The sequence below is a fragment of the Mesorhizobium sp. M0051 genome, assembly GCF_040323235.1.
Lineage (GTDB): Bacteria > Pseudomonadota > Alphaproteobacteria > Rhizobiales > Rhizobiaceae > Mesorhizobium.
Window position 1 is genome coordinate 86,838 of the sequence record NZ_JAMYUT010000030.1, and the last position, 12,080, is coordinate 98,917.

Annotated in this window: 10 protein-coding genes; 8 read left to right on the forward strand and 2 right to left on the reverse strand. The window is 64.0% G+C overall.

Annotated elements, in window-relative coordinates:
• Positions 1-66: 66 nt before the first annotated feature.
• Positions 67-1,422 (forward strand): glutamine synthetase family protein, encoded by a 1,356-nt coding sequence (locus tag NKJ90_RS26305; protein WP_352487140.1) that lies wholly within the window; start codon positions 67-69, stop codon positions 1,420-1,422.
• Positions 1,423-1,470: 48 nt separating this feature from the next.
• Here NKJ90_RS26305 and NKJ90_RS26310 read toward each other — a convergent pair whose 3' ends face one another.
• Positions 1,471-2,160 (reverse strand): SDR family NAD(P)-dependent oxidoreductase, encoded by a 690-nt coding sequence (locus NKJ90_RS26310; RefSeq protein WP_023758971.1) that lies wholly within the window; start codon positions 2,158-2,160, stop codon positions 1,471-1,473.
• Positions 2,161-2,291: 131 nt separating this feature from the next.
• Positions 2,292-3,152: a MurR/RpiR family transcriptional regulator gene (locus tag NKJ90_RS26315; RefSeq protein ID WP_023758970.1), complete on the reverse strand. Its 861-nt coding sequence runs from the start codon at positions 3,150-3,152 to the stop codon at positions 2,292-2,294.
• Between the two features lie 175 nt (positions 3,153-3,327).
• On the opposite strand from NKJ90_RS26315, the gene murA reads away from it, so the two are divergent.
• The 7 genes from murA to NKJ90_RS26350 all read left to right on the forward strand — a co-directional run bounded on the left by murA (position 3,328) and on the right by NKJ90_RS26350 (position 11,832).
• Positions 3,328-4,584, forward strand: a complete 1,257-nt coding sequence (gene murA, locus NKJ90_RS26320; RefSeq protein ID WP_023758969.1) for a UDP-N-acetylglucosamine 1-carboxyvinyltransferase — start codon at positions 3,328-3,330, stop codon at positions 4,582-4,584.
• Positions 4,581-5,480 carry a glucosamine kinase nucleotide-binding domain-containing protein gene (locus NKJ90_RS26325; RefSeq protein WP_023758968.1) on the forward strand — a complete coding sequence of 300 codons (900 nt, stop codon included), beginning with the start codon at positions 4,581-4,583 and terminating at the stop codon, positions 5,478-5,480. Before murA ends, NKJ90_RS26325 begins: the two co-directional genes overlap by 4 nt.
• A 157-nt stretch (positions 5,481-5,637) precedes the next feature.
• A complete protein-coding gene (gene murQ / locus NKJ90_RS26330; RefSeq protein WP_023758967.1) occupies positions 5,638-6,561 on the forward strand; it encodes an N-acetylmuramic acid 6-phosphate etherase in 924 nt (307 codons plus the stop codon).
• A gap of 96 nt (positions 6,562-6,657) precedes the next feature.
• Positions 6,658-8,175 (forward strand): ABC transporter substrate-binding protein, encoded by a 1,518-nt coding sequence (locus NKJ90_RS26335; RefSeq protein WP_023758966.1) that lies wholly within the window; start codon positions 6,658-6,660, stop codon positions 8,173-8,175.
• Positions 8,176-8,288: 113 nt separating this feature from the next.
• On the forward strand, positions 8,289-9,248 hold the full coding sequence (locus NKJ90_RS26340; protein WP_023758965.1) for an ABC transporter permease: 960 nt from the start codon (positions 8,289-8,291) through the stop codon (positions 9,246-9,248).
• Entirely contained in the window at positions 9,248-10,087 is an 840-nt protein-coding gene (locus NKJ90_RS26345) for an ABC transporter permease (protein WP_023758964.1), read from the forward strand. Before NKJ90_RS26340 ends, NKJ90_RS26345 begins: the two co-directional genes overlap by 1 nt.
• On the forward strand, positions 10,084-11,832 hold the full coding sequence (locus NKJ90_RS26350) for an ABC transporter ATP-binding protein (protein WP_023758963.1): 1,749 nt from the start codon (positions 10,084-10,086) through the stop codon (positions 11,830-11,832). The genes NKJ90_RS26345 and NKJ90_RS26350 overlap by 4 nt, the downstream gene beginning before the upstream one ends.
• Positions 11,833-12,080: the final 248 nt, after the last annotated feature.

The following is a 12,080-nucleotide window of genomic DNA, read 5'->3' on the forward strand; positions in this document are numbered from 1 at the left end:
GCTATTTTTACCAGGGACAGTGCAGCCGAGCAGGCTGCGGCGCCTTCCAAAACCAGAGGTTAGAAATTGAGCGATGCAATTGCGGACGTTTTGAACTGGCTCGAAAGCAGAACCGACATCCAGAGCCTGAGGGCGGCGGTGTGCGATCTCAACGGCATCATGCGCGGCAAGCGCATTCCCGTCGAGCAGGCAAGGAAGGCGCTGGAAGGCAAGCTGCGCATGCCTTATTCGCTGATCGGGCTCGATGTCTGGGGCGAGGATATCGAAGGCAACACGCTGGTCTTCTCGACCGGCGATGCCGATGGGCTTTGCCAGTGGACAGGGCGCGGCATTCTGCCGGTCGCCTGGACGGCGCACCCGACGGCGCTCATCCCGCTATGGCTTGCCGACGAAAGCGGCGCGCCCTATCTCGGCGACCCGCGACGGGCGCTGGCCCGCATCCTCGATCGTTACAAGGCCCTGGGCCTGACCCCGGTCGCGGCAACGGAACTCGAATTCTACCTCGTCGATCCGCAGTCGCAACGGCCGGTCGGACCTGTCTCGCCGGTAACCGGGCGCCGTCTTGATTCCGACGCGGCGCTGTCGATCGACGAGATCGACGATTTCGAATCCTTCATCCATGACGTCTACGAGGCCTGCCGGACGCAAGGCATTCCCGTCGACACGGCCATCGCCGAAAACGGTGTCGGTCAGTTCGAGATCAACCTGAACCATGTCGCGGACGCCTTGCGGGCGGCTGACGATGCGGTGCTCTTCAAGCGCACGGTGAAGGGCATTGCCCGCAAGCATGGCTTTGCCGCTTGCTTCATGGCCAAGCCCTATGGCGACCGGGCCGGCAACGGCTTTCACGTCCATTTCAGCCTGGTCGATGGAGAAGGGCGCAACGTGTTCGACGACGGCACCGATCAGGGTTCGTCGATCATGCGCCATGCGGTCGGCGGCCTGCTTGCGGCGATGGCCGAGAGCACGCTGGTGTTCGCCCCGCACTTCAATTCGTACCGCAGGCTACGCCCAAGATCCTACGCGCCGACCGCCGTCGCCTGGGGTTACGAGAACCGCATGGTGGCGATCCGCATTCCCGGCGGACCTAGCGGTGCGCGCCGTATCGAGCATCGCGTTTCGGGGGCGGACGCCAATCCCTATCTGGTGCTTGCCGCCATACTGGGCGCAGCACTGATAGGCATCGAAAGACAGTTGTCGCCTGGCGATCCGACGGGTAGCGATGGCCAGGGACTTCCGCCGGCAAAGCTGCCGCCGGACTGGGCGTCCGCGATCGCCGCCTTTGAAGGCGGCACGCATGTGGCGGAAATCTTTCCGGCAATCCTGCGCGACTCCTTCGTTGCCTGCAAACGGCAGGAGCTGAACACGTTCGCGCTCAATGTCAGCGATTTCGAAATCGAGACCTATCTCGAAAGCGTTTAGGTCCAAGGGCTTGCACGACACGGTCGCCCCGGGCAATCCTCTGGATTGTCAGAAAGTCTCGACCCAGGGCCGCAGCTCGAGCTCTGAGCTCCAGGCGCTGCGATGCTGGCGATGGGTCGCGAGATAGGCCTCGGCGACGGCGTCCGGCGACAGGCGGCGGTCCGGCCGGTCCGGGTCACCGAGCTTACCGGGCGGCTCGATCGCCCCGTCGATGATGAAGTGGGCGACGTGGATGTTCCTCGGGGCGAGTTCGCGGGCCATGGACTGCGCCAGGCCGCGCAGGCCGAACTTCGGCATGGCAAAGCCGGCCGAGCCGGAAAATCCCTTCACACTGGCGGTGGCGCCGGTGAACAGGATCGATCCGGAACCCCGGACAAGGAGCCGGCGCGCCGCCTGCTGGCCGACCAGGAAGCCGCCATAGGCGCCGACCAGCAATGCCTGTTTGACCGCTTCGGCATCGAGTTCGGCGATCGGGCCGCGCGTGCGCGCGCTGGCATTGAAAACCACGAGCGCCAGCGGGCCGGCCTTGTCGGCGGCGTCGAACAGCTTGGCCACGGATGCGGCGTCGGCGACATCCGTCTCGACGGCCAGCGCACCGGTCTCGTCGACCAGAGCGCCCAGCTTCTCAACGTTGCGGGCGGCCAGAACCACGCGAAAGCCTTCCCGGGTGAGAAGGCGCGCAAGCGAGGCGCTCAGACCAGCGCCAGCACCTGCAATGACGGCCACATCGGATGTCATGATTTTTCTCTCCTTGCAGATCAGGCAGGGTTGCGCCTTCGCGGGTGACAGGCAAGAGATGGAATTGCTGCAGTCGTTGAGCCAGACGGTCGCGGGACCGGCGTTTGCGCAATCCAATATCGCCTGTGGCGCTACGAAGACCGCTCGGCCTTCAGCACCGAAACCGCCACTTCGCTGTTGTGGACGTACTCATTGGCGTCCGGCTGTTTCTGCACCAGCAGGATGAACAGCAAGTCCGTCAGCGCCAGTTGCGCATCGCGCGCGGTGATCGAAGACGAGCGCGCCCGCTCCTCATCGGCGATGGTGTAGAGGCAGATGTCTGCGACACGGCTCAGCGGATTGTCGTGCAGGCCGGTGACCGCGATTACGGTCGTGCCGCGCTTGTACGCAAGCTCGGCGATGCGCAAGGTTTCGATGCTGGCGCCGGAATAGGAGAGTGCGAACAGCACGTCGCCGGGCCCGAGCGTCGAGACATTGGCCATCTGGATGTGACTGTCGCTGTCATGCAGGACATTGCGGCCAAGCTTCATCAGCTTGTAGGAGAAATCGCGCGCCACCAGCGAGGAAGCGCCGACGCCGACCAGATGGATGCGGCGCGCGCCATCCAGCAATTCCAGCGTCCTCGAGATGATGCGCTCGGTGTTGGCGGCGACCGTCCGCTGCATCGACAGGAGCTTGCTGCCGATCAGCTTCTTCAAAATGACCTGGTAGTTGTCGCCGACCTCGATCGACCCGTGGATCATGCCCGCCGGCACCTGCCATTCCTGCGCCTTGGCCTCGCTGACCGCGAGCTTGAGCTCCTGATAGCTGGCATAGCCGAGCTTCTGGCTGAACTTGACGACGCTCGACTGGCTGCGTCCGATCTCGGCGGCAAGAGCCGCCGTCGACAGGCGCAGCATCTGGTCGGGATTGTCGACGATGTACTGGCCGATCTCACGATCGCCAGGCGCCATGCCGTCGAGCTTCGCATTGATCCTGTTCAGAACTGACACGGATTCCCTCGCGCTTTCAGGTGACGGCAAAAGGAATAAAATATTCCAATTCCGATTGACAGCCAAGAACGTAGAATTAATTCTCGACCGATCGGGCCAAGATCCGGAATTCGGAGCGACATCTCCAGAGCGAGCCGCCCGTGTGTGACCGGCTTTCGCACGAAGGTTTCAAACCATGGACAGATTGCGGATCGTCGGCGGACAAAGACTGGAAGGCGCGGTCACCATATCCGGCGCCAAGAACGCGGCTTTGCCGCAGATAGCGGCCGCGCTGCTCAGCCCCTTCCCGCTCGAACTGACCAATCTGCCTGATGTGACCGATGTCGAAAACATGCTCGGCGTGGTGCGGCTTCACGGCGCCCAAGTGACGCGGTCGGCGCATGCCGCGACGATCGACACCAGTGCCGCCGTATCCAAGGAGACATCCTACGACACGGTGCGAAAAATGCGGGCGACGGTGCTCGTGCTGGCGCCGCTGCTGGCGCGTTTCGGTCATGCCCGGGTTTCGCTGCCGGGCGGCTGCGCGATCGGTGCGCGGCCGGTCGACATGCATGTCGCGGCACTCGCCGCGCTGGGCGCCAGGATTGCCATCGAGAACGGTTCGATCGTCGCATCAGCGCCGAACGGGCTGACCGGCACGCGCATCGTCTTAAGCTCACCGTCGGTCGGCGCGACGGAAACCGCCATGATGGCGGCGACCACGGCCAAGGGCGAAACCGAGATCCTCAACGCGGCCCGCGAACCCGAAGTGGCTGATCTCGCCGCTTGCCTCAACGCCATGGGTGCCAGCATCGAGGGTGCCGGCACGCACCGCATCCTGATTGCCGGCGACACCAACTGGCATGCGGCCAGGCACGACATCATCCCGGACCGAATCGAGGCCGGCACCTATGCGATTGCCGCTGCGATCACCGGCGGCCAACTAGAGCTGACCCACGCCCGGCTCGAGCACATGGCCTCGGTAGTGCAATTGCTGGAGGCCACCGGCGTCAGCGTATGGCCCGGCGACCGCGGGCTTATCGTCTCGCGCGATAGGCCGCTCAAGGCTATCGATCTCACCACGGAACCCTATCCGGGGTTTCCGACCGACCTTCAGGCGCAGTTCATGGCGCTGATGTGCTGCACTGACGGCGCATCGCTGCTACGTGAAACCATCTTCGAGAATCGCTTCATGCATGCTCCCGAATTGATGCGGCTCGGCGCCAACATCAAACTGCAGGGCACCACGGCGCTGGTGCGCGGCGGCGCGAAACTGCACGGCGCGCAGGTGATGGCCACCGATCTGCGCGCTTCGGTGTCGCTGGTGCTGGCGGCGCTGGTCGCCGAGGGCGAAACCATCATCAACCGGGTCTACCACCTCGACCGCGGCTATGAGCAACTGGACCACAAGCTGCGCCTGTGCGGCGCCGATATCGAGCGGCTGAGCGCATGAGCCCGGGGCGCCATTTTCTCGGCGTCGACGGCGGCGGCACCGGCTGTCGCGCCCGCATCGAGGACTCGGATGGAACCGTGCTGGGACAAGGGCTGTCGGGCCCGGCAACGACGCGGCTCGGCATCGACGCCGCCTGGGCGTCGGTCGCGAAAGCGTTTGGCACGGCGGTCGAAGAGGCGGGCTTCGGGGCTGCGGAGATCGCCCGGATCCACGCCGGCATCGCCCTTGCCGGCATCGGCCGCAAGGGCGCGCTGGAAGCACTCAGGGCGATCGCACATCCCTTCGCAAGCATCGATTTCGTCAGCGACGGAGTCGGCGCCTGCCTGGGCGCGCATTCGGGCCAGGACGGCGCCATCGTCATCGCCGGCACCGGTTCGATCGGCCTCGGCTTTGTCGACGGACGCGACCTGCGTGTCGGCGGCTACGGCTTTCCGATCTCCGACGAGGGCAGCGGCGCCGATCTCGGCCTGAAAGCCGTGCAGCTGGCGTTGCGCGCCCATGACGGCCGCCATGAGCGGACAGCACTTCTGGCAGAAGTGATGCAGCGTTTCGAAGACGATCCGATGGAAGCGGTCGCCTGGATGGATCGCGCAAGTCCGACGGACTATGCCGCCCTGGCGCCGATGGTGATGCGCCACGCCGATCAAGGCGATCCGGTCGGACGGCGCATCGTGCAAAGTGCGGCCGAGCAGATCGATACGCTGGTGCGGGTGCTGTTCGAAAAAGGCGCGCCGCGTGTGGCCTTGCTCGGCGGCCTCGCCAGCCCGCTCGAACCGTGGCTCTCCCCCGATGTCCGGCGCCGGTTGAAGCCTGCTGACGGCGATGCCGTGTCCGGCGCGATCATCCTTGCCAAGAGGTCCGTTCACCGACGGCAGCGTCTTGCCCCGAAGGAATAAAATATTCCAGATTTCTGTTGACGATACGAATATCCAATTCTAAAAAGTTAACAGAGAAAACACGGTAGCGAGGATAGGCTCTTGGCCCCTATATGCCGCTCCCGATCGGCGAGCCATGCTCATCCGGCTGTGCCGCGTGGCTCTTGAAAGCACTGGGATGACCGAGCAAAGGTTGATGTCTGAGCTGGACCGGCTGGTTTCCGAGGGCCGGAACCCAAGGACGATTGACATCGACTTGCTGCCGACCATCGACGTCCTGCGCAAGATCAATGACGAGGACAAGGCTGTTGCGGCGGCTGTCGAAAAGGTCCTGCCTGAAATCGCTGCCGCGGTGGACCGTATCGTGCTTGCCTTCCAGAGAGGCGCGCGGCTTGTCTATATGGGCGCCGGCACCAGCGGCCGGCTTGGCGTTCTCGATGCATCGGAGTGTCCGCCCACCTTCGGCGTGCCCGAAGGCATGGTGGTCGGCCTGATCGCCGGCGGTCCCGACGCCCTGGTGCGGTCGACGGAAGGCGCCGAGGACGATCCGAAAATGGGCGCCAAGGCATTACGGGAGATCACGCTCACGGCAGACGACGTGGTGGTCGGCATCGCGGTCAGCGGCCGTACGCCCTATGTCATCGGTGGATTGAACTATGCCAAACAGGTGGGCGCAACGACGGTCGCCCTGTCCTGCAATCCGGCCTCCACCATCGCCGGCATCGCCGACATTGCCATCTCGCCGGTCGTCGGCCCGGAGGTGCTCACCGGCTCGACCCGGCTTAAGTCGGGAACCGCGCAGAAGCTGGTGCTCAACATGCTGACCACCGCTTCGATGATCCGCATCGGCAAGAGTTACCAAAACCTGATGGTCGACCTTAATCCGTCGAACAAGAAGCTTGTCGCGAGGGCGATCAGGATCGTCATGCAGACGACCGGCTGTACGGCGCGACAGGCAAAGCAAGCGCTCGGCCAGACCGGCAACGATGTCAAGCTGGCGATTCTGGTGACGATCACCGGCATGGGTGTCGAGGAGGCGCGCGCGGCTCTCGGCAAGGCCTGCGGGTTCCTGCGAAAGGCAATCAGCGACATAACGGCGTGAGCCGCATAGACTGGGCCGATGGTCCAAAGCATGTGTGTCTTGGAAGCGGTCGGCAGAACTGCAAGGCATCGAGTCAAATCACAAAGGGAGACGAAAATGGCAAGGCATCTCACAAGAACACTGCTTTCAGGTATCACGCTGGCCGCGATGCTCGGCATTGCGACGGTTTCGAGCCACGCGGCAACGCTGCACATGGCCTGGTCACAGGACGCCACGGGACTTGATCCGCACAAGCAGACGGCGTTTTCGTCGCTGCGGCTGCTGGAGCTGATCTATGAGCCGCTGGTGCGGGTCGACGCCAGCCTGCAGATCATCCCTGCCATCGCCACCTCCTGGGAGTTCTCCAAGGACGGCAAGGAGCTGACCTTCAAGCTCGACCCCAAGGCGAAATTCCAGGACGGCGCCGCCGTGACCTCGGCCGACGTCAAGGCATCGTTCGAACGCATCCTCGACGAGAAGACGGGGGCTGCGGCTCGTGCCAACTTTCTGTCGATCGCAAGCATCGATACGCCGGATGCAGCGACCGTGGTGTTTCATCTGTCGCAGCCCGATGCGCCCATCCTGACCGCGATGAGCGACGTCAACGCGGCCATCGTCCCGGCCGGCGAAATCAAGGCCGGCTCGATCGGCACCAAGGCTTTAGGCTCGGGACCCTTCAAGCTCGACAAATGGGACCCTAACGCCAAGGAAGTCTTGAGCGCCAACAAGGATTGGGCCGGGGGCGCAACCGGTGTCGACGGCATCGAAATCAGCGTGCTTCCCGATGAAGCGGCGATCCTGGCCGCCATGCGCACCAAGCAGATCGATTTCGCGCTGCTCAACGACCCGCTGGTCGCCACGCTGGTGCCGAAGGAATCCAGCCTGCAGCTGAACCGCGTGCCGGTGCTCGCCTATCACGTGCTGCAGCTCAATCCGTCGCGCAAGCCGATGACCGAGCTCAAGGTGCGCCAGGCCATCTCCTGCGCCATCGACCGCCAGGAAGTGCTGGACACCGCTTCGCTGGGCGAAGGCAAGGTCACCGGGCCGCTCACCATTCCGGCGCTCGCGACCGACCCGAGTCAGTTGTTCTGCTACAAGCGCGACGTCGAAAAGGCCAAGAAGCTGATGCAAGAGGCCGGCTATGCCGACGGCTTTTCGGCGACCGTAATCGGCGCCACCGGCGAACCGCCGACGGCAGCGGCGGAGGCCCAGGTCATCCAGTCGCAGCTCGCCGAAATCGGCGTCAAGCTCGACATCAAGATGATGGAGCTCAACGTCTATGTCGATGCCTGGCTGAAGGGCGACTTCGACATGGCGATCGCCTTGAACGGCGGCCGCGCCGATCCCTACACCATGTACAACCGCTACTGGACCAAGGCGGGCAATCTGCAGAAGGTGGCGAACTACATCGACGACACGCTCGACAGCCAGATGCAGCAGGGCCGCGCCGAAACCGATCCGGCAAAACGCAAGGCGATCTTCGCCGCGTTCGAGAAGCATCTCACCGAAATGTCGCCGTGGATCTGGCTCTACACGTCCTACAGCTATACGGCCCAGCAGAAGAACATCGCCGGGTTCGTGCCGACGCCCATCGGCACGCTGTTCAGCCTGAGTAAGGTTACCATTCAGCAGTAGTCGCCGCAGGCTTTAGAGATAGAGCATGATGTCTGGACAAACGATATCCGTTTGTCCAAGAAAACCGCTTCACACTTTTCGGCATCATGCTCTAGACGAGAGGACTTCTTCGCGTGAACTATCTGATGCGACGACTGGCGACGTTTCCTCTCGTCCTGCTTGGCGTGTCCATCCTGGTCTTCGTGGCGATCCGGATGGTGCCGGGCGATTCGATCACGGCGATGCTGGGCACCGAAGCCGGGCTGCTGACACCGGCGCAGCGTGACTCGCTCGCCGCCTATTTCGGCACCGACCAGCCCTGGTTCGTCCAGTACTGGCGCTGGATAGGCGGCATCCTGCATGGAAATCTCGGCATCTCGGTCACCTATGGCAGGCCGGTGCTCGACGTCATCCTCGAGCGCTTCCCACTGACGCTCGAACTGGCCGTGCTGTCGATGGTCATCGCGCTCGCTGCCGGCATGCCGGCCGGGATCTATGCCGCCACCCACAACGAGAAGCTGTCCGATTTGGGAGTGCGCATCGCCGCCATGATCGGCCAGTCGACGCCGAGCTTCGTGCTGGGCCTGCTGATCATCTACACGCTGTCGGCCGGCTTCGGCGTGCTGCCGGCGATGGGCGAGTTCGCGCCGCTGTGGCAGGATCCCTTGCGCAATCTCAGCCAATTGATCCTGCCCGCCATCACGCTCGGTTTCGCCTTCGCCGCGTCGGTCACCCGCATATCGCGTTCGGCCATGCTCGACGTGTTGAGCGACGACTATGTGCGGACCGCGCGCAGCAAGGGCGCCTCGGCGCGCAGCGTCATCTGGCGGCACGCTCTGCCCAACGCGCTCATCCCGGTCGTGACGCTGAGCGGCATCGAGTTCGGCTACCTCCTGGGCGGCGCGGTGATCGTCGAGCAGATCTACGCGCTGCCCGGCCTCGGTCGCATGGTGCTGGACGCGATCCAGCAGCGCGACTACGCGCTGGTGCAGGGCAGCGTGCTGTTCATCGCCTTGAACTTCATGATCGTCAATCTTCTGGTCGATCTCGCCTATGTCGCGCTCGATCCGCGCATCCGGCTGGGGGAGTCCTGATGCGCATCCTGCGCGCCATCTTCGGCCATAGCAGCGGCCGCATCGGCGGCGTCATCGTCGGCGTCTATATCACGGTCGCCATGCTTGCCATGCTGGGGCTGACGCCGCACAATCCCATCACGCAGTACCGCGTCGACCGACTGCATGCCCCCAACGGCGTCTACTGGATGGGTACCGACCTGTTTGGCCGCGACGTGGCTAGCCGGCTGATGGCAGGCATCGGCCAGTCCTTCACGGTCGCCTTCTTTTCGGTGGCCTTCGCCGCTCTGGCTGGCACCGTGCTCGGGCTGGCCGCCGCCTGGCTCGGCCGCCGCTGGGACGGTGCTGTCATGCGGATCATGGATGTGCTGCTGGCCTTCCCGGCCATCCTTTTGGCGCTGCTCATCGTCACCGTCGCTGGACCCGGCACTTGGACCAGCGTCGTTGCCATCGGCATCGTCTACACTCCGATATTCACCCGCGTGGTGCGTGGCCCTGCACTGTCGCTCAAGGCGCGTGAATTCGTCGATGCCGCACGCACCTTCGGCAGCAGTTCCGGCTACATCGTGACGCGCCATCTGCTGCTCAATCTGGTGGCGCCCTTGACCGTGCAGGTGACGCTGGCGCTGGCATGGTCGCTTTTGACCGAAGCCGGTCTGAGCTTTCTTGGCCTCGGCACACAGCCGCCGGCGGCCTCGCTCGGCCTGATGCTGAGCGACAGCCGCAATCTGATGGAGACCGCCCCCTGGCTGATGATCTTTCCGGGCCTGACGATCATGATCAGCATCCTCGGCTTCAACCTGCTTGGCGATGCCCTGCGCGATATCCTCGACCCGAAGATGCGGAGAGCGCCGGCATGATGCCGCTGCTGTCCGTTCGCGACCTGCGCGTTGGCTTCGGCCGCGATCCGCAAGCCAACGAGGTGGTGCGCGGCATAAGCTTCGATCTGGCTGATGGCGAGACGCTGGCCATAGTCGGCGAAAGCGGCTCGGGCAAGTCCGTCACCGCGCTCTCGATCAACCGCCTCATCGATTTCGGCGGCGGCCGCATCACCGGCGGCGCCATGACGCTGAAACGCGCCGACGGCAGCCTTTTCGACCTGATGACCGCGACCGAACCGCAACTGACCGGCATTCGCGGCGCCGAGATCGGCATGATCTTCCAGGAGCCGATGACCTCGCTCAACCCGGTGCTGACTATCGGCTGGCAGATCGAGGAATCCTTTCGCCTGCACCGCGGCCTGACCGGCAGGCAAGCCACGGCAGCGGCCAAGGATGCGCTCGACCGCGTGCGCATTCCCGATGCCGCGCGGCGGCTGAAATACACGCCCAACCAGCTGTCGGGCGGCATGTTGCAGCGGGTGATGATCGCCATTGCCCTGGCCTGCAATCCGCGCCTGCTGATCGCCGACGAGCCGACGACGGCACTCGACGTGACGGTGCAGGCGCAGATCATGGCGCTGCTTGCCGAACTGAAGCGGGAAACCGGCATGTCGATGATCTTCATCACGCACGACATTGGCCTGGTCGCCGGCATCGCCGACAAGGTGATGGTGATGCAGAACGGCCAGGCCGTCGAGCAAGGCGAGTTGAACCAGATCCTCGACAATGCGCAGCATCCCTATACGCAGCATCTGCTGCAGGACGTGCCGCATTTCACCAATGGGAGCACAACGCGTTCGGACGGACGGCGCGACAAGGTCGCGAGCCACGAGCCGGCCTTGAAGGTCGACGGCCTCGTGGTGCGGTTTCCTCTCAAGAGCCGTTTCTTCAGCCGCGCCACCGGCGCCGTGCATGCCGTCGACGGCGTCGATTTCGACCTGATGCCGGGCGAAACATTGGCCATCGTCGGCGAGAGCGGTTCAGGCAAATCGACCACCGCGCGTGCCGTCCTGGGGTTGGTGCGGTCGACGCGCGGCAGCTTCTCGGTCGGCGCTAGAAAAGCGTCTGCTCAGCAAAGCGCCCTGCCCGTGCAGATGGTGTTCCAGAACCCCTACGCGTCGCTCAATCCGAGGCTCAGCATCGAGAGCATCCTGGCCGAACCGGTGATCGCCACCGGCGGTCGGGTCGATGCCGGAACGCGGGCCAGGATGGCGAGCCTGCTGGAACGCGTCGGCCTGCCGAAAAACAGCCTGGAGCGCTACCCCCATGAATTCTCCGGCGGCCAGCGGCAAAGGCTGTGCATCGCCCGCGCACTGATGCTCAACCCTTCCGTCGTCGTCCTCGACGAAGCCGTGTCCGCCCTAGATGTCTCGGTACAGGCGAAAGTGCTGGAGCTGCTGGTCGATTTGCAGCGCGAGTTCGGGCTAGCCTATCTGTTCATCTCGCACGACATGGCGGTCGTCGAGCGGATCGCGCACAGGATCGCCGTCATCTATGCCGGCCAGATCGTCGAGATCGGTGACGCGACCTCGGTGCTGTCGCAACCGAAGCATTCCTATACCAAAAAACTCATTGCCGCCGTTCCGACCATCGACCGACGGCACGAGCATTTCGAGCTTGATACGCGCCAGGTTCCCTCGCTTGTGCGGCCGCAGGGGTTTGAGCCGGCTCCGGCGAAATGGGAGCAGTTTGGGCGGGATCATATGGCGAGGGTGGAAGGGTGATGGGTGGTGCGCAGACACTTCTAAACTCGGAGGGACAGCACCCCCCTCTGCCCTGCCCGGCATCTCCCCCGCAAGGGGGGAGATCGGATGTCGCCTCGGCTTTCGCCAATCTCCAAGATTGGAAGGTTGGCGGGACATCAACGCTGCCAATCTCCCCCCTTGCGGGCAGGGGAATCGCACATGAGTACAAAGGGACTCTTGTGTGGTGTGCGGAAATCGATTCTGAAAGGACCTCTGGATGATCGGAG

Bases quoted from the DNA above. Each gene is read 5' to 3' on its own strand.
- NKJ90_RS26310 (WP_023758971.1), bottom strand. From the start codon at position 2,160: ATGACATCCGATGTGGCCGTCATTGCAGGTGCTGGCGCTGGTCTGAGC.
- murA (WP_023758969.1), top strand. From the start codon at position 3,328: ATGGACAGATTGCGGATCGTCGGCGGACAAAGACTGGAAGGCGCGGTC.
- NKJ90_RS26325 (WP_023758968.1), top strand. From the start codon at position 4,581: ATGAGCCCGGGGCGCCATTTTCTCGGCGTCGACGGCGGCGGCACCGGC.
- murQ (WP_023758967.1), top strand. From the start codon at position 5,638: ATGACCGAGCAAAGGTTGATGTCTGAGCTGGACCGGCTGGTTTCCGAG.
- NKJ90_RS26335 (WP_023758966.1), top strand. From the start codon at position 6,658: ATGGCAAGGCATCTCACAAGAACACTGCTTTCAGGTATCACGCTGGCC.
- NKJ90_RS26345 (WP_023758964.1), top strand. From the start codon at position 9,248: ATGCGCATCCTGCGCGCCATCTTCGGCCATAGCAGCGGCCGCATCGGC.
- NKJ90_RS26350 (WP_023758963.1), top strand. From the start codon at position 10,084: ATGATGCCGCTGCTGTCCGTTCGCGACCTGCGCGTTGGCTTCGGCCGC.